General features: G+C 51.3%; 38 protein-coding genes. 36 read left to right on the top strand and 2 right to left on the bottom strand.

Annotated elements, in window-relative coordinates:
• The first annotated feature begins 18 nt into the window (after positions 1–18).
• From BMX66_RS11105 to BMX66_RS10930, 36 genes are all read left to right on the top strand, one after another.
• Positions 19–1,431, top strand: a complete 1,413-nt coding sequence (locus tag BMX66_RS11105) for an aspartate aminotransferase family protein (protein ID WP_090882172.1) — start codon at positions 19–21, stop codon at positions 1,429–1,431.
• A 518-nt stretch (positions 1,432–1,949) separates the two neighbouring features.
• A complete protein-coding gene (rpsL, locus tag BMX66_RS11100; RefSeq protein ID WP_090882170.1) occupies positions 1,950–2,327 on the top strand; it encodes a 30S ribosomal protein S12 in 378 nt (125 codons plus the stop codon).
• 93 nt (positions 2,328–2,420) lie between these two features.
• Positions 2,421–2,891 carry a 30S ribosomal protein S7 gene (rpsG, locus tag BMX66_RS11095; protein ID WP_090882168.1) on the top strand — a complete coding sequence of 157 codons (471 nt, stop codon included), beginning with the start codon at positions 2,421–2,423 and terminating at the stop codon, positions 2,889–2,891.
• A gap of 115 nt (positions 2,892–3,006) precedes the next feature.
• Entirely contained in the window at positions 3,007–5,097 is a 2,091-nt protein-coding gene (fusA, locus tag BMX66_RS11090) for an elongation factor G (RefSeq protein WP_090882421.1), read from the top strand.
• A 25-nt stretch (positions 5,098–5,122) separates the two neighbouring features.
• Positions 5,123–6,313: an elongation factor Tu gene (gene tuf, locus BMX66_RS11085; RefSeq protein ID WP_090882166.1), complete on the top strand. Its 1,191-nt coding sequence runs from the start codon at positions 5,123–5,125 to the stop codon at positions 6,311–6,313.
• Between the two features lie 90 nt (positions 6,314–6,403).
• The gene (gene rpsJ / locus BMX66_RS11080; RefSeq protein WP_004180980.1) at positions 6,404–6,712 is read left to right on the top strand and encodes a 30S ribosomal protein S10; all 309 of its coding nucleotides are present in this window, start codon (positions 6,404–6,406) and stop codon (positions 6,710–6,712) included.
• A gap of 122 nt (positions 6,713–6,834) precedes the next feature.
• Positions 6,835–7,548, top strand: coding sequence for a 50S ribosomal protein L3 (gene rplC, locus BMX66_RS11075; protein ID WP_090882164.1), 714 nt, complete (start codon positions 6,835–6,837; stop codon positions 7,546–7,548).
• Positions 7,548–8,168: a 50S ribosomal protein L4 gene (gene rplD / locus BMX66_RS11070; protein ID WP_090882162.1), complete on the top strand. Its 621-nt coding sequence runs from the start codon at positions 7,548–7,550 to the stop codon at positions 8,166–8,168. The genes rplC and rplD overlap by 1 nt, the downstream gene beginning before the upstream one ends.
• Positions 8,165–8,500, top strand: coding sequence for a 50S ribosomal protein L23 (gene rplW / locus BMX66_RS11065; protein WP_090882160.1), 336 nt, complete (start codon positions 8,165–8,167; stop codon positions 8,498–8,500). The genes rplD and rplW overlap by 4 nt, the downstream gene beginning before the upstream one ends.
• Entirely contained in the window at positions 8,500–9,333 is an 834-nt protein-coding gene (gene rplB, locus BMX66_RS11060) for a 50S ribosomal protein L2 (RefSeq protein WP_090882157.1), read from the top strand. The genes rplW and rplB overlap by 1 nt, the downstream gene beginning before the upstream one ends.
• Positions 9,334–9,339: 6 nt before the next feature.
• The gene (gene rpsS, locus BMX66_RS11055) at positions 9,340–9,627 is read left to right on the top strand and encodes a 30S ribosomal protein S19 (protein ID WP_090882155.1); all 288 of its coding nucleotides are present in this window, start codon (positions 9,340–9,342) and stop codon (positions 9,625–9,627) included.
• Between the two features lie 12 nt (positions 9,628–9,639).
• Positions 9,640–9,987 (top strand): 50S ribosomal protein L22, encoded by a 348-nt coding sequence (rplV, locus tag BMX66_RS11050; RefSeq protein ID WP_025042203.1) that lies wholly within the window; start codon positions 9,640–9,642, stop codon positions 9,985–9,987.
• Positions 9,988–10,003: 16 nt separating this feature from the next.
• A complete protein-coding gene (rpsC, locus tag BMX66_RS11045; RefSeq protein ID WP_090882153.1) occupies positions 10,004–10,849 on the top strand; it encodes a 30S ribosomal protein S3 in 846 nt (281 codons plus the stop codon).
• Complete coding sequence (gene rplP / locus BMX66_RS11040; protein WP_090882151.1) at positions 10,833–11,249, top strand: 50S ribosomal protein L16; 417 nt, start codon at positions 10,833–10,835, stop codon at positions 11,247–11,249. Before rpsC ends, rplP begins: the two co-directional genes overlap by 17 nt.
• Positions 11,250–11,251: 2 nt before the next feature.
• Positions 11,252–11,452, top strand: coding sequence for a 50S ribosomal protein L29 (gene rpmC / locus BMX66_RS11035; RefSeq protein ID WP_090882149.1), 201 nt, complete (start codon positions 11,252–11,254; stop codon positions 11,450–11,452).
• Entirely contained in the window at positions 11,449–11,727 is a 279-nt protein-coding gene (gene rpsQ, locus BMX66_RS11030; protein WP_090882148.1) for a 30S ribosomal protein S17, read from the top strand. Before rpmC ends, rpsQ begins: the two co-directional genes overlap by 4 nt.
• 196 nt (positions 11,728–11,923) lie before the next feature.
• Positions 11,924–12,292 (top strand): 50S ribosomal protein L14, encoded by a 369-nt coding sequence (gene rplN / locus BMX66_RS11025; protein WP_090882145.1) that lies wholly within the window; start codon positions 11,924–11,926, stop codon positions 12,290–12,292.
• A gap of 21 nt (positions 12,293–12,313) precedes the next feature.
• Positions 12,314–12,631, top strand: coding sequence for a 50S ribosomal protein L24 (gene rplX / locus BMX66_RS11020; protein WP_090882143.1), 318 nt, complete (start codon positions 12,314–12,316; stop codon positions 12,629–12,631).
• A 19-nt stretch (positions 12,632–12,650) separates the two neighbouring features.
• On the top strand, positions 12,651–13,190 hold the full coding sequence (gene rplE, locus BMX66_RS11015) for a 50S ribosomal protein L5 (RefSeq protein WP_090882141.1): 540 nt from the start codon (positions 12,651–12,653) through the stop codon (positions 13,188–13,190).
• A 7-nt stretch (positions 13,191–13,197) separates the two neighbouring features.
• Complete coding sequence (rpsN, locus tag BMX66_RS11010; protein ID WP_090882138.1) at positions 13,198–13,503, top strand: 30S ribosomal protein S14; 306 nt, start codon at positions 13,198–13,200, stop codon at positions 13,501–13,503.
• Between the two features lie 156 nt (positions 13,504–13,659).
• Positions 13,660–14,055 (top strand): 30S ribosomal protein S8, encoded by a 396-nt coding sequence (gene rpsH, locus BMX66_RS11005; RefSeq protein ID WP_090882136.1) that lies wholly within the window; start codon positions 13,660–13,662, stop codon positions 14,053–14,055.
• Between the two features lie 21 nt (positions 14,056–14,076).
• Positions 14,077–14,610: a 50S ribosomal protein L6 gene (rplF, locus tag BMX66_RS11000; protein ID WP_090882134.1), complete on the top strand. Its 534-nt coding sequence runs from the start codon at positions 14,077–14,079 to the stop codon at positions 14,608–14,610.
• 11 nt (positions 14,611–14,621) lie between these two features.
• A complete protein-coding gene (gene rplR / locus BMX66_RS10995; RefSeq protein WP_090882132.1) occupies positions 14,622–14,978 on the top strand; it encodes a 50S ribosomal protein L18 in 357 nt (118 codons plus the stop codon).
• Between the two features lie 13 nt (positions 14,979–14,991).
• Positions 14,992–15,534: a 30S ribosomal protein S5 gene (gene rpsE / locus BMX66_RS10990; protein ID WP_090882130.1), complete on the top strand. Its 543-nt coding sequence runs from the start codon at positions 14,992–14,994 to the stop codon at positions 15,532–15,534.
• Positions 15,531–15,719, top strand: coding sequence for a 50S ribosomal protein L30 (gene rpmD / locus BMX66_RS10985; RefSeq protein ID WP_090882128.1), 189 nt, complete (start codon positions 15,531–15,533; stop codon positions 15,717–15,719). Before rpsE ends, rpmD begins: the two co-directional genes overlap by 4 nt.
• Entirely contained in the window at positions 15,720–16,151 is a 432-nt protein-coding gene (gene rplO, locus BMX66_RS10980) for a 50S ribosomal protein L15 (RefSeq protein ID WP_090882126.1), read from the top strand. It begins immediately after the preceding gene.
• Between the two features lie 17 nt (positions 16,152–16,168).
• Positions 16,169–17,497: a preprotein translocase subunit SecY gene (secY, locus tag BMX66_RS10975; protein WP_090882124.1), complete on the top strand. Its 1,329-nt coding sequence runs from the start codon at positions 16,169–16,171 to the stop codon at positions 17,495–17,497.
• Between the two features lie 17 nt (positions 17,498–17,514).
• Positions 17,515–17,733, top strand: a complete 219-nt coding sequence (infA, locus tag BMX66_RS10970) for a translation initiation factor IF-1 (RefSeq protein WP_011380144.1) — start codon at positions 17,515–17,517, stop codon at positions 17,731–17,733.
• A 16-nt stretch (positions 17,734–17,749) separates the two neighbouring features.
• The gene (rpmJ, locus tag BMX66_RS10965) at positions 17,750–17,863 is read left to right on the top strand and encodes a 50S ribosomal protein L36 (RefSeq protein WP_074633734.1); all 114 of its coding nucleotides are present in this window, start codon (positions 17,750–17,752) and stop codon (positions 17,861–17,863) included.
• Positions 17,864–17,917: 54 nt separating this feature from the next.
• Complete coding sequence (rpsM, locus tag BMX66_RS10960; RefSeq protein ID WP_090882122.1) at positions 17,918–18,298, top strand: 30S ribosomal protein S13; 381 nt, start codon at positions 17,918–17,920, stop codon at positions 18,296–18,298.
• Between the two features lie 46 nt (positions 18,299–18,344).
• Positions 18,345–18,734: a 30S ribosomal protein S11 gene (rpsK, locus tag BMX66_RS10955; RefSeq protein ID WP_090882120.1), complete on the top strand. Its 390-nt coding sequence runs from the start codon at positions 18,345–18,347 to the stop codon at positions 18,732–18,734.
• 11 nt (positions 18,735–18,745) lie between these two features.
• Positions 18,746–19,372 carry a 30S ribosomal protein S4 gene (rpsD, locus tag BMX66_RS10950; RefSeq protein ID WP_090882118.1) on the top strand — a complete coding sequence of 209 codons (627 nt, stop codon included), beginning with the start codon at positions 18,746–18,748 and terminating at the stop codon, positions 19,370–19,372.
• Positions 19,373–19,406: 34 nt separating this feature from the next.
• Positions 19,407–20,411: a DNA-directed RNA polymerase subunit alpha gene (rpoA, locus tag BMX66_RS10945; protein ID WP_090882116.1), complete on the top strand. Its 1,005-nt coding sequence runs from the start codon at positions 19,407–19,409 to the stop codon at positions 20,409–20,411.
• Entirely contained in the window at positions 20,398–20,793 is a 396-nt protein-coding gene (gene rplQ, locus BMX66_RS10940; RefSeq protein ID WP_090882114.1) for a 50S ribosomal protein L17, read from the top strand. The genes rpoA and rplQ overlap by 14 nt, the downstream gene beginning before the upstream one ends.
• A gap of 250 nt (positions 20,794–21,043) precedes the next feature.
• Positions 21,044–21,358 carry a hypothetical protein gene (locus tag BMX66_RS10935; protein ID WP_090882112.1) on the top strand — a complete coding sequence of 105 codons (315 nt, stop codon included), beginning with the start codon at positions 21,044–21,046 and terminating at the stop codon, positions 21,356–21,358.
• A gap of 90 nt (positions 21,359–21,448) precedes the next feature.
• The gene (locus BMX66_RS10930; RefSeq protein WP_090882111.1) at positions 21,449–21,898 is read left to right on the top strand and encodes a DUF2806 domain-containing protein; all 450 of its coding nucleotides are present in this window, start codon (positions 21,449–21,451) and stop codon (positions 21,896–21,898) included.
• A gap of 93 nt (positions 21,899–21,991) precedes the next feature.
• Here the strand turns inward: BMX66_RS10930 and BMX66_RS10925 are convergent, their stop codons facing one another.
• Positions 21,992–23,149 carry an NAD(P)/FAD-dependent oxidoreductase gene (locus BMX66_RS10925; protein WP_090882109.1) on the bottom strand — a complete coding sequence of 386 codons (1,158 nt, stop codon included), beginning with the start codon at positions 23,147–23,149 and terminating at the stop codon, positions 21,992–21,994.
• Positions 23,150–23,349: 200 nt separating this feature from the next.
• On the bottom strand, positions 23,350–24,261 hold the full coding sequence (gene gluQRS, locus BMX66_RS10920) for a tRNA glutamyl-Q(34) synthetase GluQRS (protein ID WP_090882107.1): 912 nt from the start codon (positions 24,259–24,261) through the stop codon (positions 23,350–23,352).
• Positions 24,262–25,249: the final 988 nt, after the last annotated feature.

Below are 25,249 nucleotides of genomic sequence, written 5' to 3'. Positions count from 1 at the left end.
TGGAAGAGCGATAAAATTATGCCAATTGATATCAACGCCATAATTGCCGAGACCCGTGGCAAAAACTTCGAGCTATACGAAGATCATGTAAATCCGGTATTTGTCAAGGTATTGAGGACCCTTGGTTTCAATCGCACCTGGGTAAGGGGCGAGGGTCCTTATCTCTGGGACGAGGCGGGTACACGCTATCTGGATTTCCTGACCAACTGGGGGGTCTTCAATTTTGGCCGCCGCCATCCCGCCATCCGCCAAGCATTACAACAGGTGCTGGACTCCGATTTTCCGGGATGGGTGGGTTTCGATGCCCCCCCGCTTGCTGCCGTACTGGCTCGTGAATTGGTAGGGCGCATGTCGACCGGTCTGGACACTGTTTACTTCAGCAACTCGGGAACAGAAGCCATTGAGGCAGCCATCAAATTTGCCCGTGGCTATACCGGACGGCCCTGTACCGCTCATCTTGCGAAAGCTTTCCATGGCCTCACGATGGGCGCCTTGTCCCTGAATGGAGAAGCAAGTTTCCGAAGAGGTTTCGAGCCAATGCTTCCGGGCAGTTCGGAGGTGAAGCTTGGCGACCTCGTCGGTCTTGAGGCGCGTCTTGCCGTAGGTGATGTCGCTGCCTTCGTCTTTGAGCCAATCCAGGGTAAAGGCGTTAATATTGCAAGTAACGAGTACCTGCTGGGCGCGCAGGATCTGTGCCGGAAATACGGTACGCTAATGATCTGCGACGAAGTTCAATCAGGCATGGGACGGACGGGACGTTTCCTGGCCAGCCACTGGATTGAGGACCTGCGACCCGACATCATCTGTCTCTCGAAAGCCCTTTCCGGAGGTTACATTCCGGTAGGCGCAACCATTACGCGCCGTGCGGTTTATGACAGCGTTTACGACAGCATGCACCGTGCGATTGTCCACGCCTCGACTTTCGGTATGGGTAATATGGCGATGGCGGCAGGTCTGGCTTCACTAAGTGTCCTGGATGACGAGAAGCTTATGGAACGAGCCATCGAGCTTGGTGCGCGCTTTCGAAACGGTATCGAGGCGATGGTGCCGCGCTTCGAGTTTTTGAAGGGGGTGCGTCAGCGTGGCCTTATGATCGCCATTGAGTTTGGCCAGCCGGATTCGATGTCTCTCAGAGCGGCCTGGGCTATGGTCAACAAGATGGATGAAAACCTTTTCGCTCAGGCAATTGTTCTCCCGCTTCTGGATGATCATCATATCCTTACGCAGGTCGCGGGCCACGCCATGCCTATTGTGAAAATCCTCCCACCTCTTAATATCAGCGAAACCGATGTGGATTGGTTCCTGGAAGCGCTTGAGGACGTGCTGGTAAAGTTGCACAAGTTTCCCGGTCCCGCTTGGGAAGTATTGAAGAAGTTGGGCAATCATGCACTCACCGCCAAGCGACGGGAGACCCGCGCTGCCTCTGTCTGACGTTGAATGCCGACTGATCCGGGCAGTTTCACGCAATTCAAAAAACTGAAAGCAGGTGCCCGGGTCTACCCGACTAGTGCTGCGGGATATTTGAGATAGCCGCGCTGCGTTGCCAAAAGATCCTGGTCGGATAGGCGGATACCGCTATTTTGGTAGCTACCGTAGTTACCCGTGCGGGTTCGATTGTTGGCTGTTTTAATTCCTATCGTGCTGTCGTGGTTTCATTACAAAAAAATGTTTCGCTAGTGATCCTTCTGTAGCCGCCCTTTGTCAGTAAGTCAGGCAGTCCGGGAAAATGCCAGGGAAATCAGTTTGAAGCGGACGATTTTGGGCCTTTTTGGACAGGAGTTCGACAGGAGTTCAAGAGTGACTTTAACTTGACAGGGCATGATAAACCCCATAGAATTCGCTGTTTTTTAGCCGCCCCTGGTTAAAACCCTCTGGCGTAGCCGAAATCATAAAATTAATAGCGACAGCGGGGAGCGATATCGCCATTCCCCGTTTTTTTAGGAAATAAAATGCCGACAATCAGTCAGTTAGTACGTAAGCCTCGTGCGGCACGACGTGTGAAGAGTAAGGTTCCGGCGTTGGGAAACAGTCCCCAAAAGCGGGGAGTATGTACCCGGGTCTATACCACTACGCCGAAAAAACCCAACTCGGCTTTACGCAAGGTCGCACGGGTTCGTCTGACGAATGGTTTTGAAGTATCCAGTTATATTGGTGGCGAGGGACATAATCTGCAGGAGCACTCGGTAGTCCTGATTCGTGGTGGCCGTGTTAAAGACTTGCCTGGCGTTCGCTATCACACGGTGCGAGGCAGTCTGGATACCGCTGGCGTAAAGGATCGCAAGCAGAGTCGCTCCAAATACGGCGCCAAGAGGCCGAAATCGGCTTAAACGCCGCTTGATCGCCTGATGATCGTCTGATGCCGAAGAAATCAAACTGAAACCTTTTTCACTTACGCCCAATAATTACGCCAAGGTCAGAAAATGCCAAGACGGAGAGAAGTTCCAAAACGCGAGATTTTGCCGGATCCAAAGTACCATAATACCGAGGTGGCGAAGTTCGTCAATGTACTGATGACGCGGGGCAAGAAATCGGTGGCGGAGCGAATCATTTACGGCGCGATGGATCAAATTCAGAAGAAAACGGGCAAAGACCCGGTGGACGTATTTACGCAGGCGCTATCCAACGTTCGCCCGATGGTGGAAGTAAAAAGCCGTCGTGTTGGCGGGGCCAACTACCAGGTCCCGGTAGAGGTACGGTCCATTCGTCGTAATGCGCTCGCAATGCGTTGGCTGCGCGACGCTGCCCGTAAGCGTGCTGAAAAATCCATGGGCGCCCGTTTGGCCGGCGAGTTGGCGGAAGCGGCCGAGGGCCGCGGCGGCGCGGTCAAGAAGCGGGAAGAAGTTCATCGCATGGCGGAAGCCAATAAGGCGTTTGCACATTACCGGTTTTAACGGCACATGGACTGTGGCAACGCAGGTTCCTGACTGAGCTGTTTCCAGAATACCATTTCTTTAGTCGTTCGGGTGTTTAGCCCCCCGACTGTTAAAATTTTAAGGTTTAATGATTGTGGCAAGAAAAACACCCATAGAGCGTTACCGGAATATCGGCGTAATGGCGCATATCGACGCCGGCAAAACTACGACCACGGAACGCATACTGTTTTATACCGGCGTGTCGCATAAGCTTGGCGAAGTACACGATGGTGCAGCTACCATGGATTGGATGGAGCAAGAGCAGGAGCGTGGCATCACCATCACTTCCGCCGCTACCACTTGCTTCTGGAAAGGGATGGACCATAATTATCCCGATCATCGTATCAACATTATCGACACGCCTGGTCACGTTGACTTCACTATTGAAGTAGAGCGGTCCTTGCGCGTTCTCGATGGAGCTTGCACCGTATTCTGCGCGGTTGGCGGAGTACAGCCCCAGACCGAAACGGTTTGGCGCCAGGCCAACAAGTATAAAGTTCCGCGTCTGGCTTTTGTCAATAAAATGGACCGCGCGGGCGCCAATTTCATGCGCGTTTACGAGCAGATACAATCCCGTCTGAAAGCTCAGCCGATACCCGTGCAATTGCCGATCGGCGCAGAAGATAAATTCGAGGGCGTGGTCGATCTCGTCAAGATGAAGGCCATCTACTGGGATGACGCCAGCCAGGGAATGCGGTTTGAGGAGCGTGATATTCCCGCCGACTTACTTGAAAAGGCCAGGGAGTGGCGTGAAAAAATGGTGGAAACCGCCGCCGAGGCAAATGAAGAGTTGATGAACAGATACCTTGAAGAAGGAGATCTGTCCGCAGAGGATATTAAACAGGGGCTGCGCATCCGCACTATCAGCAACGAGATCGTACCCATGCTTTGCGGCTCGGCTTTCAAGAACAAGGGTGTGCAAGCCATGCTGGATGCCGTGCTGGACTACTTGCCTTCGCCCGTGGATATCGAATCCATCAATGGAGAGAAAGAAAATGGCGAACACGCGGAGCGTCATGCAAAGGACGAAGAGCCGTTCGCCGGTTTGGCATTCAAGATAGCGACTGATCCCTATGTTGGCCAATTGATCTTTTTTCGTGTTTACTCCGGAGTGGTGGCTTCAGGCGATACGATCTACAACCCGATTAAAGGACGAAAGGAGCGAATTGGCAGATTGCTGCAAATGCATGCCAACCAACGCGAGGAAATCAAGGAAGTCCGTGCTGGAGACATAGCGGCGGCGGTAGGTTTGAAGGAAGCGGTTACCGGCGATACGCTATGCGATCCCAGCGAAGTCATCACGCTGGAGCGGATGATATTTCCGGAGCCGGTGATTCACGTTGCGGTAGAGCCGAAAACCAAGGTGGACCAGGAAAAAATGGGCATTGCGTTGAATCGCCTGGCCCAGGAAGACCCATCTTTCCGGGTGCGTACCGACGAGGAATCCGGACAGACTATCATTTCCGGCATGGGGGAGCTGCATCTCGAGATTATTGTTGATCGGATGAGGCGGGAGTTTGGCGTGGAAGCCAATGTCGGCGCTCCGCAGGTAGCTTATCGTGAAGCTATCAAGAAACAGGTGGAGATCGAGGGCAAATTTATCAAGCAGTCCGGCGGGCGTGGTCAATATGGTCATGTCTGGCTAAAGATGGAACCACATGAGGCGGGTAAAGGTTTCGAGTTCATTGATGCAATCAAGGGCGGAACCGTTCCGCGCGAATATATCCCTGCGGTGGAAAAAGGTCTGCAAGAGACCCTTCCAAATGGCGTACTGGCAGGCTTCCCGGTAGTAGATGTCAAGGTTACGCTGTTCGATGGCTCTTATCATGATGTCGATTCCAATGAAAATGCCTTCAAGATGGCTGCCTCGATTGCCTTCAAGGATGGCATGCGCAAGGCCAGTCCGGTGCTATTGGAGCCCATGATGGCAGTGGAGGTAGAAACGCCGGCTGATTTCATGGGTAATGTGGTAGGCGATTTATCGTCCCGGCGCGGCATGATTCAAGGCATGGACGATTTGCCCGGCCTCAAGGTAATACGCGCTGAGGTTCCGTTGGCGGAGATGTTCGGCTACTCGACTTCGCTGCGGTCGGCGACTCAAGGCCGCGCGACTTACACCATGGAATTCAAGCATTATTCCGAAGCACCAAAAAACGTAGCTGAAGCGATTATTAATAAGAAATAACCGTTATCAAGTAAAAGGAATCATCATGGCAAAGAGCAAATTTGAGCGGACGAAGCCGCACGTGAACGTAGGGACGATAGGACATGTGGATCATGGCAAGACCACATTGACGGCGGCGATCACGATGGTGCTGGCGAAGAAGTTTGGAGGGGAGGCGAAGAGTTACGCCCAGATTGACTCTGCGCCGGAAGAGAAAGCGCGGGGCATCACCATCAACACATCGCACGTTGAATATGAGACGACGAGCCGGCACTATGCGCACGTAGACTGTCCGGGTCACGCAGACTACGTCAAGAACATGATAACCGGGGCAGCGCAGATGGACGGCGCGATACTGGTGGTTTCGTCTGCTGACGGGCCGATGCCGCAGACGCGCGAACACATACTGCTGGCACGCCAGGTAGGCGTGCCCTACATCATCGTCTACATGAACAAAGCGGACATGGTGGATGACGCCGAACTGCTGGAACTGGTGGAAATGGAAGTGCGCGAACTGCTCTCCAAATACAACTTTCCAGGGGATGACACCCCCATTGTCATCGGTTCTGCCCTTAAGGCGCTGGAAGGCGACCAGAGCGACATAGGCGAGCCCTCCATCTACAAGCTGGCGGATGCGCTGGACAGCTACATACCGGAACCGGTGCGTGCCATAGACGGCACCTTTCTGATGCCGGTGGAAGACGTCTTCTCCATATCCGGGCGCGGTACGGTCGTAACCGGCCGGGTGGAACGGGGCATTGTCAAAGTGGGCGAAGAAATCGAGATAGTAGGCTTGAAGCCTACAATCAAGACGGTCTGTACGGGTGTGGAAATGTTCAGGAAACTGCTGGATCAGGGACAGGCCGGAGACAACGTGGGCGTATTGCTGCGCGGCACCAAACGCGAAGAAGTCGAACGAGGCCAGGTTCTGTCCAAGCCGGGCAGCATCACCCCGCATACCAAGTTTGCCGCCGAGATTTACGTGCTGGGCAAAGAAGAAGGGGGACGTCATACACCCTTTTTCCAGGGCTACCGTCCCCAGTTCTACTTCCGTACCACCGACGTCACGGGCGCGATTGAACTGCCGGCGGGGACCGAGATGGTGATGCCGGGGGACAACGTCTCTGTGACGGTAAACCTCATTGCGCCGATTGCGATGGAAGAAGGTCTGCGTTTTGCCATCCGCGAGGGCGGCAGAACCGTCGGCGCAGGCGTGGTGGCAAAGATTATCGAGTAATAACAGGATCAAGGATAGGATTTAAGATTTAATGCCAAGCAGCATCGAATCGTCAATTCGGAATCCGAATCCTCAACCTGAGGTTTGATTATGCAAAGCCAGAAAATTCGTATTCGTCTGAAAGCGTTTGATTATCGATTGATAGACAAATCAGCGATGGAGATTGTTGAAACCGCCAAACGGACGGGTGCCGTGGTCAAGGGGCCCGTGCCGCTGCCGACCCGTATCGAGCGCTTCGACGTGCTTCGGTCTCCTCACGTCAACAAGACTTCGCGCGACCAATTCGAAATTCGAACCCATCTGCGGCTGATGGATATCATGGACCCTACCGATAAGACGGTTGATGCCCTGATGAAGTTGGATCTGCCTGCCGGAGTGGATGTCGAAATAAAGCTATGAGTTTTTGAAGTCAAGTCTTCGGTTAATCGTTCCCCCAGCGAATAACGTGGACTTCTGATTCAAGATGAATGTAAATTTTGCCGATCAATTGCAATCGGCACCTTTTAAAAAGGGTAATTAAAATGAGTTTAGGGCTCGTCGGCCGCAAGGTTGGCATGACTCGTATTTTCACCGACGATGGCGATAGCCATCCAGTCACGGTGCTTGACGTGTCTAACAATCGTGTTACACAAATCAAGACGCCAGCCACAGACGGCTATTCCGCCATTCAGGTTACTTTCGGAAAACGTCGCGCCATTCGCGTTAATAAACCTTCGGCAGGGCATTTCGCCAAGGCTGCGGTGGAGGCGGGCCATGTGCTCAAGGAGTTCCGCGTCACCCCGGAGGTAATCGATAGCCTCAAGCCGGGCGCAGTGATAGGATTGGAGATATTCCAGCCGGGACAGAAAGTGGATGTGACCGGTGTTTCCATCGGGAAGGGTTATAGCGGTGTAATCAAGCGTCACGGCTTTTCCTCCAACCGTGCCAGTCACGGTAATTCAAGATCACACAATGTTCCGGGTTCGATTGGAATGGCACAGGATCCAGGCCGTGTATTTCCTGGAAAACGCATGTCGGGGCATCTCGGAAGCGTACAGCGTACTACTCAGAATCTGGAAGTGCTGCGGATTGACGCCGAGCGCGGGTTATTGCTCATCAAGGGCGCGATTCCGGGATCAAAAGGTGGAGACGTGGTAGTGCATCCTAGCCTGAAGATCAGCAGGATCGGCGCGAAGCCCGCCGTTAAGGTTGATGCCAAAGCGGCTGCGAAATCAGGCAAAAAGGCGGGTGCCTGATGGAACTTAAACTCATCGATAATAACGGCCAGTCAGCTGCGAGCGTTTCTGTTCCTGATTCCCTTTTTGGCCGCGAGTACAACGAAGCCCTGGTGCATCAGGTGGTGACGGCTTATCTTGCCAATGCTCGTAGCGCAAATCGCGCTCAAAAGGGACGCTCGGATGTCTCCAAATCCACTCGCAAGCCTTGGCGGCAAAAAGGTACTGGTCGTGCACGCGCCGGAATGGCCTCCAGTCCAATATGGCGGGGCGGCGGCAAGATTTTTCCTAATAGTCCGGCGGAGAATTTTAGTCACAAGGTCAATCGCAAGATGTATCGAGCCGGTATCGGCGCTATCTTGTCCCAGTTGGTCCGGGAAAACCGGATGTCAGTGGTGGAAAATTTTTCCGTGGATGCGCCGAAGACCAAGGCACTGGCAAGTAAATTGAAGGATATGGGATTGGATGAGGTCATGATTATTACTGATAGCATCGATGAGAATCTCTATTTTTCGTCGCGCAACCTGCCTCTCGTAAAGATAGTGGAAGCCGGTCACGCGGATCCGGTCAGCCTTATGCGCTTTGCCAATGTGCTGATAACTCGCGGCGCGTTGACCAAAATGGAGGAGCTGCTTGCATGAGTGCGCAAACATTCAACCCGGAACGTCTGATGCAAGTGATATTGTCGCCTCAAGTATCGGAAAAGGCGACATATGTAGCTGAAAAGCATAACCACGTTATCTTCCGAGTGGTGCAGGACGCTACGAAGCCCGAGATCAAAGCAGCTGTTGAGCTGATGTGGAAGGCGCAAAATATCGAGGTCGAGAGCGTGCAGGTGGCGAACGTCAAGGGAAAGGAAAAACGCTTTGGCCGTTTCATGGGACGTCGCAGCAATTGGAAGAAAGCTTATGTCAGCATCAAGGCTGGCCAGGAAATAAATTTTTCTGAAATTGCTCAAGGAGAAGTCAAGTAATGGCACTGGTTAAAGTCAAGCCAACCTCTCCGGGCCGTCGCGCAGTAGTCAAGGTCGTTAATTCGGGTTTGTACAAAGGCGAGCCCTATGCCAGGCTGTTGGAGAAGCAAAATCATACCGCCGGGCGCAACAATAAAGGCCAGATTACTACACGTCATATGGGAGGCGGCCACAAGCAACATTATCGTATTGTGGATTTTCGCCGTAACAAGGACGGTATCGTTGCCAGGGTTGAGCGGCTGGAATATGATCCAAACCGCAGCGCGAATCTGGCGCTACTTTGTTATGCTGATGGCGAGCGCCGTTATATTATCGCACCGAGCGGTGTTGTTGCCGGCATGCAGTTGATGAGTGGAGTGGATGCTCCCATCAAGAATGGCAACGCGCTACCGTTACGCAATATTCCGGTGGGCAGCACCATCCACTGCGTGGAAATGATGCCTGGCAAAGGCGCCCAACTGGCTCGTTCAGCTGGCACATCCGTTCAGCTCCTTGCGCGGGAGGGGGACTATGCTCAGCTACGCCTGCGTTCGGGCGAGATTCGAAAAGTACACGTGAATTGCCGAGCCACCTTGGGCGAGGTCGGAAACGAGGAACATAATCTCCGATCGATTGGTAAAGCAGGTGCACAGAGGTGGCGCGGAATACGCCCAACGGTACGCGGTGTGGTGATGAATCCTGTAGACCATCCTCATGGTGGTGGCGAAGGCAAAACCGCTGCGGGGCGTCATCCCGTCAGCCCCTGGGGCACACCCGCGAAAGGTTACCGTACTCGCGCCAATAAACGTACCGACGGTATGATCGTACGGCGTCGTTATTCAAGTAAAGGATAAGGAGTCATGGCACGTTCCGTAAAAAAAGGCCCATTTGTTGACTTGCACCTGATAGCGAAGGTAGAGACCGCGCGGGCAACGAACGACAAGCGTCCGATCAAAACCTGGTCCCGGCGCTCGACCGTTCTACCGGATTTCATTGGTTTGACTATCGCAGTGCACAATGGCAAGCAGCATATTCCAGTGTATGTTACCGAGAACATGGTTGGACATAAGCTTGGAGAATTCTCACACACCCGTACTTTCAAGGGTCATTCCGGCGACAGGAAAGCTACGACGGGATCGAGGAAATAGGAACACTCAATTATGCAAACAACTGCTGTATTACGTGGCGTCAGATTATCCGAGCAAAAGGGGCGCCTCGTGGCGGACCAGATTCGTGGGCTGCCAGTGGACCGGGCGCTTAACCTGCTTGCGTTCAGTCCGAAAAAGGGCGCCGTCATCATTCGTAAGCTGCTTGAATCGGCAATTGCGAATGCTGAACATAATGATGGGGCGGACATAGATGAATTGAAGGTATCCACGATTTATGTGGATCGTGGACCTTCAATGATGCGTACCAGCGCGCGTGCCAAAGGGCGGGGCAATCGTATCGTAAAGCCGACTTGTCATATTCTTCTTACTGTCGGCGACAAAGCTGGCAACAAAAAATAAGGACGTACCAGGCATTATGGGACAAAAAATAAATCCGACAGGTTTTCGGCTTTCTGTACTGAAGAACTGGTCATCGAAATGGTATGCCAACGGAAAAAACTTTCCTGGAATGTTGAACGAGGATATCAAGGTTCGGGAATATCTGAAAAAGAAGTTGGCGCATGCATCTGTCGGTCGCGTGATTATTGAACGGCCCTCCAAGAATGCGCGCATCACCATTTACAGCTCCCGGCCCGGCGTGGTAATCGGCAAGAAAGGTGAAGACATAGAGGTTCTGCGAGGCGTGCTGCAAAAGCTCATGGGAGTGCCGGTACATGTCAATATCGAGGAAATCCGAAAACCCGAAATCGATGCGCAATTGATTGCGGACAACATTGCGCAGCAGCTGGAAAAACGTATCATGTTTCGCCGTGCCATGAAGCGCGCGATGCAGAACGCTATGCGTCTTGGCGCCCAGGGTATCAAAATCATGAGCGCCGGGCGGTTGAATGGCATCGAAATCGCTCGTACCGAGTGGTACCGGGAAGGCCGTGTACCGCTTCATACCTTGCGTGCGGATCTTGATTACGGTGTTTCCGAAGCCAAGACCACGTATGGCGTGATCGGAATTAAAGTATGGGTATTCAAGGGCGAAGTAATAGGTCGGAGTGAGCAGGCAGGGGCAGCAGGGTCAGCAACGCAAGTCCCGGCCCCCACGGGTGAGCCTGAAGGCAGGCGTCCAGCCAGAAAACCTGCCGGAAGAACTGATGCCAGAACCGAAGCGAAAACGAGGAAACCTGACATCACGGCTGAGGACACTTCCGTCAAGTCTGCAACCAGAAAGACAGTAAAGCCAGGAGTGAAAGATGCAGCAACCAGCTAGAACGAAGTACCGCAAACAGCAAAAAGGGCGTAACAAGGGTGTTGCCACCCGTGGCGCCAAAGTCAGTTTTGGCGAGTATGGGCTCAAGGCGGTTGGCCGCGGCCGGTTAACGGCTCGGCAGATTGAAGCCGCGCGGCGCGCGATGACTCGGCACATAAAACGCGGTGGTCGCATCTGGATCCGTATTTTTCCTGATAAGCCGATTTCCCATAAACCTGCTGAGGTTCGTATGGGTAATGGCAAGGGAAATCCGGAGTACTTTGTGGCAGAAATTCAGCCGGGCAAGATGTTGTATGAAATGGACGGTGTTGATGAAGTGCTGGCGCGGCAGGCCTTTCGTTTGGCCGCTTCCAAACTGCCGATCCTGACGACATTCGTTGTAAGACAGGTGGGCGGTTAACCATGAAATCAAAAGTCAAAGACTTGAGGACCAAGAATCCAGCGGAGCTGCAGCGGGAGCTATTGGAACTTTTGAGGGCGCAATTTGGTCTGCGCATGCAGCACGCAACTCAGCAGTTAAGCAACACCTCTCAATTACGTAATGTGCGGCGCGATATTGCGCGCGCAAAAACCATCCTTAGCCAAAAGGCGAAGCAGTCATGAGCGAAGCCAATTTAAACCGCACCGTTAGTGCCACTCTCAGTGGAAAAGTAGTGAGCGATAAAATGGATAAGACCATCACGGTTTTGGTCGAACGCAAAGTCAAGCATCCGCTCTATGGCAAGATTATGGTTCGTTCAAAAAAATATCACGTGCATGACGAAAGTAATGAATTTCATGCAGGAGATATGGTGGTAATTGAGGAGTGCCGGCCTCTTTCTAAAACAAAAGCCTGGCGTGTAGTCAAGTTGGTAGAGAAGGGCAGTCAAGTCATTTGATCAGTGGCGAGTAGGTACTGGAAGATTTTTTCTACCTTGCATTTTTTGCAAGGTTACCTTATAATTCGCCCTCTTCATTTTTCAGTACTTTAATTTTTTGCAGCCTGCTGGTTCTGGCGGCATCATAACCCGGACGGGTTCCAATACTATCCATGCCTCGGCTTAGGCGGGAAAAGTTGGAGAGAGTGAGTAAATAATGATCCAAATGCAATCGATTCTGCAAGTCGCCGATAATACGGGCGCGCGTTCAATCATGTGCATCAAGGTATTGGGCGGATCCAAGCGGCGTTATGCTGGTATTGGCGATATTATAAAGGTTAGCATCAAGGATGTAGCGCCTCGGGGGCGAGTTAAAAAAGGCGAAGTATACAACGCCGTGGTGGTCCGCACTGCGAAGGGAGTGCGGCGCACCGATGGCTCATTGATCAAGTTCGACGGCAATGCTGCAGTGCTGCTGAACGCCAAGCTGGAGCCGATCGGTACGCGTATTTTTGGCCCGGTTACGCGTGAATTGCGTAATGCACGCTTCATGAAAATCGTTTCGCTTGCGCCAGAAGTTTTGTAAGCATGCGATAAGGAGTGGAATATGCGAAAAATAAAGAAAGGAGATGACGTAATCGTCATTACCGGTAGAGACAAGGGCAAACGCGGCACCGTTTTACGCATAGTGAATGCTGATCTGGTGGTAATCGAGGGGGCCAATAAGGTCAAGAAACATCAGCGGCCTAATCCTAGTAAGGGAACGGCGGGCGGAATCGTCGAGATGGAAAATCCCATTCAGGTTTCAAACGTGGCGATTTACAATCCCGCTACGCGGAAAGCCGATCGTGTGGGCTTCAGAATACTAGAAGGCAAGGGCAAGGTTCGTTACTTCAAATCGAGCGGCGAGCTGCTTGACGCCTGAGAAGGTAAAGGGAAGATATATGGCTCGTTTACAAGAGTATTACCGCAGCACCGTAGTGAAACAGCTGATGGAGCAGTTTGGCTACAAGTCTGTGATGGAAGTGCCGCGGATCCAGAAGATCACGCTCAATATGGGTGTGGGTGAGGCGGTCGCTGACAAGAAAATCATGGATAGTGCGGTAAGTGACATGCAAAAGATTGCCGGCCAAAAACCGGTGGTGACCAAAGCGAAAAAATCCATCGCTACCTTCAAGGTTCGTGATGGTTATCCGGTTGGCTGCATGGTGACGCTGCGACGCATTCGCATGTACGAATTTCTCGACCGGCTGGTGAGCGTGGCGATCCCGCGTATCCGTGATTTTCGGGGCATTTCCGGCAGAGCCTTCGATGGAAGGGGAAATTACAATATGGGCGTGAAGGAACAAATAATCTTTCCGGAAATTGAATACGATAAAATCGACGCGCTCAGGGGAATGAATATTACGATAACCACTACCGCAAAAACCGATGCGGAAGCGAAGGCATTGTTGGCAGCATTTAAATTTCCATTCAAAAATTGAGAGTCGCATGGCTAAAGTAGCTGTAATTAACCGGGACCTGAAACGTCGGGAGACAGTGAAGAAGTTTGCCGCACGGCGTGCTGAATTACTGCTCATTATTAATGATGCCAATGCAAGCGATGAGGACCGTCACTCTGCCAGGATCAAGTTGCAAATGCTGCCGAGAAATGCAAGTCCAGTTCGGCTGCGTAATCGGTGTTCATTGACTGGCCGTCCTCGTGGTGTTTACAGCAAATTTGGGCTGGGCCGCGGAAAACTTCGCGATATCGCTATGAGCGGGGAAATTCCGGGCATGATCAAAGCAAGCTGGTGAGCTGATAAGAAGCGAATTGTTGCGGATGAGTTTCAACTCCGAAATATGGAACGAAACCCAGCCGTATTATGAAAGCAGATCATTATGAGCAATTTAACTTTCAGACATATACGTACTTGTCTGTTATGGAAATTGGATTTCTAGAGGTATCCCTAGATGAGCATGAGTGACCCCATCGCTGATATGCTGACGCGAATTCGTAACGCGCAGCGTTCTGAAAAAGCATCCGTTGTAATGCCCGCTTCCAAGCTTAAAGCGGCCATCGCAAAGGTATTGAAAGAAGAAGGTTATGTTGAGGATTTTGCTGTTCATAACGCTGATGGCAAGCCCGTGTTGGATATCAGTCTGAAATATTATGCCAACCGTCCGGTAATTGAGAAAATCGAACGTGTCAGCCGTCCTGGCTTGCGGATTTACAAGGCCAGCGACAAGCTGCCTAATGTGATGAATGGTCTTGGAGTAGCGATAGTATCGACATCAAAAGGTGTAATGACCGAACGTAAGGCCCGCGCCAGTGGCGTAGGCGGTGAAGTGTTATGCATTGTGGCCTAAGGATTAAGTAAGGGTATAAAAATGTCTCGAGTCGGTAAGAATCCTGTGCCAATCCCGGCAAATGTTGAAGTAACCTTGTCAGCTTCCGAGGTGTCTGTTAAGGGACCCCTGGGAACACTGCGACGTGATCTTTTTTCGGACATCGCCATTGAGCGGGAGGGCGATAATTTACTGGTAAAAGCCGCCAACGATTCCAAGCAGGCGAATGCAATGTCCGGAACAACGCGAGCGCTGCTTGCCAATATGGTCAAGGGTGTAACCAGCGGTTTCGAAAAAAAACTGACGCTGGTCGGCGTAGGGTATCGCGCGCAGGCGGCGAATGATGTCCTGAACCTGACGTTGGGATTCTCACACCCGGTCAGCCATAAAATGCCTGAGGGCGTTAAAGTTGAGACTCCCAGTCAAACGGAAGTTGTTATCAAGGGAATGGACAAGCAGCAGGTCGGCCAGGTGGCGGCGGATGTACGCGCCTATCGTAAGCCGGAACCCTATAAGGGCAAGGGTGTGCGTTATTCCGACGAAGTAATCGTCATGAAAGAAACCAAGAAAAAATAATTAGGGTAGATATGCCAAATCCAACAGAATCCCGTTTGCGCCGTGCTCGTCGAACCCGTGCGAAGATCGTCGAATTGAAAGTAGTCCGTTTAGCCGTGCATCGCAGCAATTCCCATATTTATGCTCAGCTGATAGACGGTTCGGGCGCAAAGGTGTTGACCAGCGCATCGACTCTGGAACCGGATCTTCGCAAGGAAATAACCAATGGTGGCACCATTGGCGCGGCAGCGGCGGTGGGTAAGAGAGTTGCGGAGAAGGCCAGGGGGTTGGGTATCGAGACGGTTGCATTCGACCGTTCAGGTTTTAAATATCATGGGCGCGTGAAGGCTCTGGCCGACGCTGCTCGTGAGAATGGCCTCAAATTCTGAGTGAGGAAAGACAATGGCTAAGATGCAGGGACGGATGCAGGGAAAGATACCGCAAGGCGATGATCGCGGAGACGGGCTCAAGGAAAAAATGGTAGCGATAAATCGTGTTACCAAGGTAGTCAAAGGAGGTCGCATCCTTGGTTTTGCCGCTTTGACAGTGGTTGGAAATGGAGACGGCAGTGTAGGGATGGGCAAGGGCAAATCCCGTGAGGTGCCAGTGGCGGTACAAAAAGCGATGGATGAAGCGCGCCGCAAGATGATCAAGGTAAATCTCAAGAACGGCACACTGCACCATCCTGTCATCGGCAGACATGGCGCAGCCAAAGTATATATGCAGCCAGCATCTGAAGGTACTGGCATCATCGCCGGCGGTCCCATGCGTGCGATATTTGAAGTGATGGGTGTCCATAATATTCTTGCCAAGTGTATCGGTTCGACCAATCCTTATAATGTCGTGCGCGCCACATTGCACGGTTTAGAAACGATGAATACTCCATCGGAAATTGCAGCGAAGCGCGGCAAGAGCGTAGAGGAAATCATGGGATTGGAAAAATGACGAGTAATGACAAGAAGGTCAAGGTAACCTTGATCAAAAGCCTGATCGGCACGAAACAGTCACATAGAGCCACCGCGCGTGGATTAGGACTTCGCGGGATTAACAGTAGTGTTGAGCTGGAAGATACCCCGGCGGTGCGAGGCATGATCAATAACATTTATTACCTCGTAAAAAGTGAGGCGTAGATGCGGCTAAATTCCATTAAACCGGCGGCTGGCGCCAATCCTTCCAGGCGGCGCGTGGGCCGCGGAATCGGCTCGGGTCTGGGGAAGACCGCCGGGCGGGGGCACAAGGGACAAAAATCCCGTGCAGGCGGCTTTCACAAGGTAGGTTTCGAGGGCGGACAAATGCCTTTGCAACGCCGCTTGCCCAAGCGCGGTTTTGTTTCCCTGACCAGAAAAGACACAGTGGAAGTGCGGCTGTCGGCTTTGGACCGGATGGCGGGAGACGCCATCGATATGCTGGCACTGAAGCAGGCGGGAGTCATCCCCAGTTCTGCGTTGACGGTGAAGGTGATACTTTCGGGAACGATCGAGCGTGCTGTAAAGGTGCAGGGCATCGCGGTAACAAAAGGTGCGAAAGCTGCCATCGAAGCTGTTGGTGGCAGTGTTGAATAAGCTCAAGAGGACATATATTGGCCGCTAGCGAATCCCTACGGGGACTGTCCGGGAAACTCGGCGACTTGAAACGCCGGCTGTGGTTTCTACTGCTCGCATTAGTTGTCTACCGCATCGGGGCGCATGTCCCGGTGCCAGGTATTGACCCAGTAGTGCTGAAAGACTTGTTCGAGTCGCAGCAAGGGGGCATTCTGGGTATGTTCAACATGTTCTCCGGGGGCGCTCTCTCTCGCTTTTCGATTTTTGCCTTGGGCATCATGCCGTATATTTCGGCTTCGATCATCATGCAGTTAGGCACCGTGGCATTTCCCACCCTGGAAGCGCTGAAGAAGGAAGGCGAATCGGGACGCAGAAAGATTACCCAGTACACTAGATATGGCACCCTTGGATTGGCGCTCGTACAGGGTTATGGCATCTCCATAGCCTTGCAGGCCCAGGCCGGACTGGTGATCGAACCGGGACCCATGTTCCTGTTGACGACGGTAATAACGTTGGTTACCGGCACGATATTTCTCATGTGGCTGGGTGAGCAGATCACAGAGCGTGGTATCGGCAACGGTATATCCCTGATTATTTTTGCCGGCATTGCCGCCGGCCTCCCGAGCGCAATCGGGGGCACGCTTGAGCTCGTGCGAACCGGAGCGATGCATTTTCTGGTGGCACTGGGAATCTTTGTGGCAGCTACGGCCGTAACAGCCTTCGTCGTCTTCGTTGAGCGCGGTCAGCGCAAGATACTGGTAAATTATGCGAAGCGTCAGGTTGGGCGAAAAGTTTATGGCGGACAGAGCTCGCATTTACCGCTGAAACTGAATATGTCCGGCGTGATTCCGCCGATCTTTGCTTCCAGCATCATATTATTTCCGGCCACGCTGGCAGGATGGTTTGCCACTGGGGAGTCGATGAGCTGGCTCAAGGATATGAGCGGGGCGTTATCTCCGGGTCAGCCGATTTACGTGATCATGTACGCGGCAATGATTATATTTTTCTGTTTTTTTTATACCGCGCTGGTGTTCAACCCCCGGGAAACTGCCGAGAATCTGAAAAAAAGCGGCGCTTTCATACCAGGTATTCGCCCTGGTGAGCAGACCGCCCGGTATATTGAGCGCATTATGTTAAGGCTTACTTTAGCGGGTGCGATTTATGTGACGCTCGTGTGCTTGCTGCCGGAGTTTCTAATCTTGAAATGGAACGTGCCATTTTACTTTGGCGGCACTTCCCTGCTCATTATTGTGGTGGTTACCATGGATTTCATGGCGCAGGTACAGGCATATATCATGTCGCACCAGTACGAGAGTTTACTGAAGAAAACTAACTTCAAAGGCGGCGGTGGATTGCCGGCAAGATAGTTGCAACCAAGGATAGGATGGCCAAGGAAGAAACGATACAAATGCAAGGTGAGATACTGGAAACGCTGCCAAACGCAACGTTCCGGGTCAAGCTGGAAAATGGGCATATAGTGCTGGGTCATATTTCCGGCAAGATGCGCATGCATTACATCCGGATTTTGCCGGGTGACAAGGTAACCGTAGACCTGACGCCGTACGATTTAAGTAGGGCGCGAATTACGTTTCGCGCTAAATAGTGGGAAAGGAGCGTACATGAAAGTATTGGCCTCAGTAAAAAAGATATGCCGTAATTGCAAAATTATCAGGCGCAACCGGGTAGTGCGAGTCATTTGCACGGATCCAAGACATAAGCAGCGCCAGGGATAGTCGGATAAGCACTACTTTCGATGTTATAATTCAAAATTTTCGTAGGAAAATGGTATGGCCCGTATCGCTGGAGTAAATATCCCAAATCATCAGCATGCCGAAATCGCATTGACTTCGATTTACGGCATAGGTCGCGCCAGGGCGCGGGAGATTTGTGCGGCATCTGGCATTGGCGCATCCACGAAGATTAAGGATGTCACCGACGTTCAAATGGACAAGCTGCGGGATAACGTAGCAAAGTTTGCCGTCGAAGGCGATTTGCGGCGTGAAGTTTCAATGAATATCAAGCGCTTGATGGACCTTGGCTGTTACAGGGGGTTGCGTCATCGCCGTGGACTCCCTGTGCGAGGCCAGCGTACCCGAACCAACGCCAGGACGCGGAAAGGTCCGCGCAAGGCAGTTCGGGCGTCGAGTGGAAAGGCAGCGGCACGATAAATAGTATTCAAGCCAACTGAACGGTAGCGAAAAGGAATAATTCAATATGGTTAAAGCAGCCACGCGGGTACGCAAGAAAATCAAGAAGAACGTAGCGGAGGGTATTGCCCACGTTCATGCGTCATTTAATAACACTATTGTGACTATCACGGACCGGCAGGGCAATGCCTTATCATGGGCGACTTCAGGGGGAGCCGGTTTCAAAGGATCGCGTAAAAGCACGCCATTCGCTGCTCAGGTGGCGGCCGAGCAAGCGAGCAAAGTCGCACAGGAATGTGGAGTCAAGAATTTGGAAGTGCGCATCAAAGGCCCTGGCCCGGGACGGGAGTCCGCAGTGCGGGCATTGAACGCAGCAGGTTTTAAAATTACCAGTATTTCGGATGTGACGCCAGTTCCGCATAATGGCTGTCGTCCACCGAAGAAACGCCGTATTTAAGGGAGTAGATAGTGGCCAGAAATCTTGATCCTAAATGTCGCCAATGCCGACGAGAAGGGGAGAAGTTGTTCCTGAAAGGCGAGAAGTGTTTTACCGACAAATGTGCGATTGAGCGTAGAAATTATGCTCCCGGTCAACATGGTCAGAAAAGCGCGCGACTGTCGGATTATGGGGTGCAACTGCGTGAAAAGCAGAAGCTGCGCCGGATATACGGTATATTGGAGCGCCAGTTCCGCAATAATTACGAGTTGGCTGACAAGCAGAGGGGCATTACCGGCGAGAATTTGCTGCAATTGCTGGAATGCCGTCTTGATACTGTTTCATACCGCATGGGTTTTGGTGCGTCGCGTTCGGAAGCGCGTCAAATTGTGCGTCATAATGCCATTATGGTAAACGGCCGGAGAATCAACATCCCTTCCTATCAAGTCAGGCCGGGTGACGTAATAGAGGTCGCGGAGAAAGCAAAAGGACACCTGCGCATCAAAGCGGCGGTGGAAGCTGCGGAGCAGCGCACGTTTCCAGAATGGATAGAGATGGACGCCAAAGCCCTGAAGGGAACATTCAAGGCCAAGCCGGAGCGATCGGAGTTACCGTCAAGCATCAATGAATCGTTAGTGATTGAACTGTATTCCAAGTAATCAACTACCAAGCTTTCCGCAAAAGGATCAGGCTATGCCAAGTAACACATTTCTTACGCCGCGCATTATCGACGTTCAGAATATTTCCCCGTTGCACGCCAAGATCACCATGGAACCGTTCGAACGCGGTTATGGGCACACTCTGGGGAACGCGCTGCGCCGGATTCTGCTATCGTCAATGCCGGGATTTGCACCGACTGAAGTCCAGATTAGCGGTGTGGTACATGAGTATTCCGCTCTGGATGGCGTGCAGGAGGATGTGGTTGATATCCTGCTTAACCTCAAGGGTATTGTTCTGAAACTGCATAATCGGACCGAGGCCATCCTGATCCTTAAAAAGAAGGGTGAAGGCACGGTTACCGCCGGCGATATCGAAGCTGGACACGATGTGGAGATTATTAATCCGGAGCATGTGGTAGCACATCTTACCGCAGGCGGTAAACTGGATATGCAGATCAAGGTTGAATTGGGACGCGGTTACGTACCGGGAACAGTGCGGCAATTGGCAAATGAAGGACGTGCTATTGGCAGCATTTTGCTGGATGCTTCTTTCAGTCCAGTGCGGCGCGTAAGTTACGCGGTGGAGAGTGCGCGTGTCGAACAGCGTACCGATCTCGATAAACTGGTTATGGATATCGAGACCAACGGTGTTGTCGATCCGGAGGAAGCGATTCGGTATGCCGCAAAAGTAATGGTGGAGCAGCTTTCTATATTTGCGGACCTCAAGGGCACGCCACTACCGGTGGAACAGCCAAAATTACCTCAGATTGATCCGGTGTTACTGCGACCCGTGGATGATCTTGAACTTACGGTGCGTTCTGCCAACTGTCTAAAGGCGGAAAATATTTACTATATTGGTGATTTGATTCAACGTACTGAAACGGAATTGCTGAAAACGCCCAACCTGGGCAGAAAATCGTTGAATGAAATCAAGGAAGTGTTGGCGTCGCGTGGATTGACGCTAGGCATGAAGCTGGAAAGCTGGCCACCTTCCAATCTAGATAAAGGTAAAAAGGAAACAAGTCATGCGGCACCATAATGGATTAAGAAAACTCAATCGCACTAGCAGTCATCGGCTGGCCATGTTGCGTAATATGACCAATTCGCTGTTGCGGCATGAGGTTATTAAAACAACCTTACCCAAGGCCAAGGAGTTACGCCGCGCAATTGAGCCAATGATTACGCTAGGCAAAAAACCATCACTGGCGAACAGGCGTCTCGCATTCAACCGCTTGCGCGATCGAGATATGGTCGGTAAATTGTTCAGTGAACTGGGCCCCCGTTATCAGACGCGCAATGGCGGTTATTTGCGTATTCTTAAATTTGGCTTCCGAAAGGGCGATAACGCGCCAATGGCGCTGGTAGAATTATTGGATCGTCCCGAGCAGGTGACTGCAGGATCCGCGAAAGCCGAGTCCTAGACGTTGTGACTGTAGAAGCAAAGCGGAAGTAAAAAAGAGCCGGGTTATCCCGGCTTTTTCTTATCCGATAAGTTTATAATTCTTATTGGCAGCTATCAGCAATATCACCGCTTAAAAAAAGTTGATCCGCCATTAACAATTAATGGCCACTTTCAAAATCTTTACTTATGACCTTTATTAACCTGAGCGCATTCTAGCTTCCGGCAAATTGCTGCTCAGGAAACTCTTTAGTTCAAATGGGGCTATTTTGATGGATCTGGCAAATTGGACTGATGCGGAACTTATTTCGATACGGGAGAAGCTTCACGCTTGGTGTATCAAACGTCAGGAGCCTACCTGGGCAAATAAATTCCTGAATTGGACGGGATTTGTAGGTGCTTTCGCATTTCTCACGGGTCTTACCGATATTTTCTTTGGCGGGCCCAATGCTACGAACGTGCTCCTGGTCGTGCTCGGAATTCTAGCGTGCGTTTCCTGGTACAAGGGTGACAAGCAGCGGAAAAAGAATATAAGTTTTCTGGAGAAACTGGATCAGGAACTTTCGCGTCGTGGTCATAAATCTTAGCAACGGCTTTGTCACTCCCGGCCTTGATAGATTTATCAGGCAGGTTAATGCTTGAGCTCGAAAATTAATCCTGATTGATCCAGTCCCAGAATGGTGCCAGATAAAAATATTGACGCACCTGCCCTTGATGAGAAAGACGTCGCGCTTTTTATATCTCTGTGCCAGTTTGTATGGGTTCAGGGAGAACCGCTGCCGTTGATTTATGATGTGCAGCATCCAATTTATGCAAGGCAGGGTATCAATTTGCCTGTTTTAAAATACCTGCAGGCGATTGGCCTGATTTCCCTGGAAGCAGCTGGATATGTGAAAAGAAAGTTCGGCAAACACACTCGCCTGTTTTACTTTGGCAGGCCGACGAAAATTCAATTTCCCAGGGAAGCGAACAACCAGCTTGATCTTGGCCATGTTCTCCTGACTGCTAAAGGAAAAGCACTGGTTGCGTTTTGCGATGCAAAACGCAACCAGGAATTCTACGAATATGTGATCGAAAGATGGTGTCGGGAGGGACTGGTTGTATCATCCATCCTCAAAAGGCCTTGAAGTCCCGTTTCAAAAGATGCTAACCGAAATCGCTCTTTGAACTACAAGGGCAACATTGAACGGATCACGGTATACCTTTTTCTGGAGGTGACGTCAAACGAGGTAAGTGTCGATACCTGTCAGCAATAAATCATATTGAGCCTCCACTAGTTCCTTAATCACCAGCGCAGGCAAACCCCCCACCACGTTACCTTCCAGTGCCAGCCAGCCTACAGCGTCGGTCGGCCCGAGACTGACAACGTAGCCTAAATCCCGATGAAAATAGGGCTCAAGCAATTTAAGAGCACCCGAATGACGCAAGATATTTCTTGCAGCCAGCATTCCTTTGCGCACAGCGGATTGCGCTGTCATGGTATTTGAACCGGCAGCATTGTAAATGGAACAATCGCCCGCGGTGAAAATATTCTGCAGCGGCCTCCGCTCGACCATCACCTGGCCGAATGCATTCGCGTCAAACAGCGTTTCAGGTTTTTTGCCGACGAACAGGAACGAGACCGTTGATGGCAAGTTGAATTGACGGCCCGTTTCACTTTCCGCTAATAGAATTTCGTCCGTTTGCTGGCCACAATAACGGGTACCGGGGTAGAAATCAATATCCAGATCAGCCATGCGCGTCTGAGTATAGATGGAAAAATCTGCCGGAAACTGTGTAAGTACCCGGTCCTCCCCATGAATTAAACGCAATTTACATTCGATTTTCCCCCGTCTGAGAAAATGAGCAATTTCAAAAAGAAATTGAATTCCAGTGGCGCCTCCGCCTATTACCGATATGGTTCTTTCACTTTCGTCAGTTGCGTTGAATCGACCATTCAGAAGACTGGAGCCCGGGGTGGTCATTAAATCGTGCAGGTCGAATATGTTGTCTGATTTAGCCATCCGCGCCACCGGCGCACCGGAAGCAATCAAGAGATAATCAAATTCCAGAATTTCATTGTCGACGGCAAGAAATCTGTCATTCTGCCATTGCTGGAGAATATATTCGTCCAGGATCAACTTCCCACAGACATGGCGGCAACCAAACCGGTTTTCCAAGGCGGAAAACGATATCAGAAAATCCTCCAACGGATATCTGAAAGTTTCGTGTAGATGGGTGATCTTGAGGTGGTGCAATTTGGGGTCAACTATGGTGATTCGCGCTTCGGGCATATGACGCAGGAGCGTGACTAATGCTGCGACTCCCGCATAACCACCGCCTACAATGACGATTTTGAGTTGCTTATGCCTAGGTATGTAAAATGGCAGAAAAGGCATGATGCTTCCTTCGCGATGCGGATCAGTTCGGTATTTGGTCAATTATCGCTGGCCCTTTCGAGATTTCAGCGTGCTACACGACGTTACGTCTCAACAGGCTGCGAGATGGCTCATTTATTATGCAGTCAAGACAGTCAGGGGAACAGCGTAGCACACCGCCGTCTGAATCAGTCGCCGCATTTGGCTCGAATTCGATGTCTTCAGCAGATTTCCGCTGTTTTCCGAGGAATCATCTCTTGCTTCCAATTTTCGGTTGCCCATTTCCAGAATGACGCAATGTCCTCATTAATCAGCTCTGCCGGCGGTCTTTGACCCAGAAATCGTATGGCCTTCATCAATTGCCGCACTGGATCATACGCATTAAGCCGCGCTGCGCAAGTCTGTTTGCTGAGCTTCGTCCCTTGGGCGTCAACCGCTACCGGAATATGCAAATAGGATGGAATCGGGTAACCCAGCAACTGCTGCAGATAGATTTGGCGGGGAGTAGAACTGAGCAAATCTTCACCGCGCACCACATGCGTGACCCCTTGCTCGGCATCGTCCACCACCACCGCCAATTGATAAGCAAAGACGCCATCAGCGCGCTGCAATACAAAATCGCCGATGGCACTCTCCAACCGTTGTCGAACCCGGCCTTGCAACGCATCATTAAATTCAATTGGTTTGTTATCCGTTCGCAGACGCTTCGCTCCAAGGCGTCCCTTATGGAGGGAACGCCCACGGCAAGTGCCTGGATAAACCGGCCCATCTATTCCCATAATTGTGGAATCGGCAATTTCCTTACGACTACAGGTGCAGGTATAAATCAAATGTTGCCTTTCAAGTGTAGCGAGCGCCGCCTTATATAACTTGTGTCGCTTGTTCTGATAGACCACATCACCATCCCATTCCATTCCCATGGCATCAAGTATGCTCAGGATTTCGCCTGACACCCCCGGAACTTCGCGCAATGGATCCAGATTTTCGATCCTGACGAGCCACTCACCATGGCGCGACCTGGCTTCCAGATAGCTGCCTACGGCAGCGACAAGTGAGCCGAAATGCAGCGGTCCGGTCGGAGATGGAGCGAAGCGGCCACGATAAGCCGAGGAAGTAGGTTGACTACAAGTCACCGGTTAATATTAAGGATTTGCCCAAAAATATTGTCTCGCCCTGGTTGGCAATATTCTCCGTAGCAAGGCTTCAGTCACTGGCAATCGGATTTGCCCTGCCATTAGTATATTCAAATAACGAGATGGCCGGTGAACCTCAACGGATTAATACCGTATATATGATCAGCAAGAGGTGGCATTAGCGGATTGTTCGGCACTTTCCGAACAGTGTATGGAAACAGAAAAATTGGTGAGGATAATTCATCATCCAACTCATCCGGGCCATTTTGACACTCGTAGTTGGAATATTCTTCCAACATAACCTTTTTAACAATATGGATTTTGTATTACAATAATTTTCCCAGAAGAAGCAATGGGTCAACGGGTTAAAGAACGTTCATCAGGTTTGGGCATTGAAAGGCAAAAGAGAAGTAAACCTGGCACGGAAGTTGCCCTGCCTGTTACCTGACAAACTGCTTGACTTGGAGAATCTTCGGGGATAGTCTTTGCGGGGTTGTGGGTATGTAAAGTACTGGTAGCAACAAAATTGGTGGTACCAATATTGTTACTGATAGTACCAATATTGCAGAAACAACTTGGGAACAACTCAGCAGCAAACTCAGAAGTACAAAAGGAACTGAGAAGAAACTGAGCAGCAATTTAGCAGCAACCGAGGTTGAGCGGCAACTTGGCAATAACCGAGGTAGAAGGATATCTGGAGTAAGGATACTGAAGTACAAAGCGGTACAGGATTGCAGTAGCAGCAGATAGTTGGTAGCAGAAGAGATGGGCGAAGCTTGCTGCCGGGCGGGAAGAAGGGAGGAAGCCACTCGCCGGGTTGGGAGCGCAGTACTTGATTAACACAAAAGAAGCAGGAGGAAACATAATGGCAACAACACTAGGAACGTCAAGCCAGGCGAAGTCGGGCGGTCGGGATTACGACATGTCGCTGTGGTATGACTCAAGGTGGTACAAGTTTGGACTGATCACCATGCTGGCGGTGGCGATA

Source organism: Nitrosovibrio sp. Nv6, from assembly GCF_900110495.1.
Lineage (GTDB): Bacteria > Pseudomonadota > Gammaproteobacteria > Burkholderiales > Nitrosomonadaceae > Nitrosospira.
This window is presented reverse-complemented; position numbering and strand designations above follow the sequence as displayed.

Coding starts and splice junctions, on each gene's coding strand:
- BMX66_RS11105 (WP_090882172.1), top strand. CDS start 19: ATGCCAATTGATATCAACGCCATAATTGCCGAGACCCGTGGCAAAAAC.
- rpsL (WP_090882170.1), top strand. CDS start 1,950: ATGCCGACAATCAGTCAGTTAGTACGTAAGCCTCGTGCGGCACGACGT.
- rpsG (WP_090882168.1), top strand. CDS start 2,421: ATGCCAAGACGGAGAGAAGTTCCAAAACGCGAGATTTTGCCGGATCCA.
- tuf (WP_090882166.1), top strand. CDS start 5,123: ATGGCAAAGAGCAAATTTGAGCGGACGAAGCCGCACGTGAACGTAGGG.
- rpsJ (WP_004180980.1), top strand. CDS start 6,404: ATGCAAAGCCAGAAAATTCGTATTCGTCTGAAAGCGTTTGATTATCGA.
- rplC (WP_090882164.1), top strand. CDS start 6,835: ATGAGTTTAGGGCTCGTCGGCCGCAAGGTTGGCATGACTCGTATTTTC.
- rplD (WP_090882162.1), top strand. CDS start 7,548: ATGGAACTTAAACTCATCGATAATAACGGCCAGTCAGCTGCGAGCGTT.
- rplW (WP_090882160.1), top strand. CDS start 8,165: ATGAGTGCGCAAACATTCAACCCGGAACGTCTGATGCAAGTGATATTG.
- rplB (WP_090882157.1), top strand. CDS start 8,500: ATGGCACTGGTTAAAGTCAAGCCAACCTCTCCGGGCCGTCGCGCAGTA.
- rpsS (WP_090882155.1), top strand. CDS start 9,340: ATGGCACGTTCCGTAAAAAAAGGCCCATTTGTTGACTTGCACCTGATA.
- rplV (WP_025042203.1), top strand. CDS start 9,640: ATGCAAACAACTGCTGTATTACGTGGCGTCAGATTATCCGAGCAAAAG.
- rpsC (WP_090882153.1), top strand. CDS start 10,004: ATGGGACAAAAAATAAATCCGACAGGTTTTCGGCTTTCTGTACTGAAG.
- rplP (WP_090882151.1), top strand. CDS start 10,833: ATGCAGCAACCAGCTAGAACGAAGTACCGCAAACAGCAAAAAGGGCGT.
- rpmC (WP_090882149.1), top strand. CDS start 11,252: ATGAAATCAAAAGTCAAAGACTTGAGGACCAAGAATCCAGCGGAGCTG.
- rpsQ (WP_090882148.1), top strand. CDS start 11,449: ATGAGCGAAGCCAATTTAAACCGCACCGTTAGTGCCACTCTCAGTGGA.
- rplN (WP_090882145.1), top strand. CDS start 11,924: ATGATCCAAATGCAATCGATTCTGCAAGTCGCCGATAATACGGGCGCG.
- rplX (WP_090882143.1), top strand. CDS start 12,314: ATGCGAAAAATAAAGAAAGGAGATGACGTAATCGTCATTACCGGTAGA.
- rplE (WP_090882141.1), top strand. CDS start 12,651: ATGGCTCGTTTACAAGAGTATTACCGCAGCACCGTAGTGAAACAGCTG.
- rpsN (WP_090882138.1), top strand. CDS start 13,198: ATGGCTAAAGTAGCTGTAATTAACCGGGACCTGAAACGTCGGGAGACA.
- rpsH (WP_090882136.1), top strand. CDS start 13,660: ATGAGCATGAGTGACCCCATCGCTGATATGCTGACGCGAATTCGTAAC.
- rplF (WP_090882134.1), top strand. CDS start 14,077: ATGTCTCGAGTCGGTAAGAATCCTGTGCCAATCCCGGCAAATGTTGAA.
- rplR (WP_090882132.1), top strand. CDS start 14,622: ATGCCAAATCCAACAGAATCCCGTTTGCGCCGTGCTCGTCGAACCCGT.
- rpsE (WP_090882130.1), top strand. CDS start 14,992: ATGGCTAAGATGCAGGGACGGATGCAGGGAAAGATACCGCAAGGCGAT.
- rpmD (WP_090882128.1), top strand. CDS start 15,531: ATGACGAGTAATGACAAGAAGGTCAAGGTAACCTTGATCAAAAGCCTG.
- rplO (WP_090882126.1), top strand. CDS start 15,720: ATGCGGCTAAATTCCATTAAACCGGCGGCTGGCGCCAATCCTTCCAGG.
- infA (WP_011380144.1), top strand. CDS start 17,515: ATGGCCAAGGAAGAAACGATACAAATGCAAGGTGAGATACTGGAAACG.
- rpmJ (WP_074633734.1), top strand. CDS start 17,750: ATGAAAGTATTGGCCTCAGTAAAAAAGATATGCCGTAATTGCAAAATT.
- rpsM (WP_090882122.1), top strand. CDS start 17,918: ATGGCCCGTATCGCTGGAGTAAATATCCCAAATCATCAGCATGCCGAA.
- rpsK (WP_090882120.1), top strand. CDS start 18,345: ATGGTTAAAGCAGCCACGCGGGTACGCAAGAAAATCAAGAAGAACGTA.
- rpoA (WP_090882116.1), top strand. CDS start 19,407: ATGCCAAGTAACACATTTCTTACGCCGCGCATTATCGACGTTCAGAAT.
- rplQ (WP_090882114.1), top strand. CDS start 20,398: ATGCGGCACCATAATGGATTAAGAAAACTCAATCGCACTAGCAGTCAT.
- BMX66_RS10935 (WP_090882112.1), top strand. CDS start 21,044: ATGGATCTGGCAAATTGGACTGATGCGGAACTTATTTCGATACGGGAG.
- BMX66_RS10930 (WP_090882111.1), top strand. CDS start 21,449: ATGGTGCCAGATAAAAATATTGACGCACCTGCCCTTGATGAGAAAGAC.
- BMX66_RS10925 (WP_090882109.1), bottom strand. CDS start 23,149: ATGCCTTTTCTGCCATTTTACATACCTAGGCATAAGCAACTCAAAATC.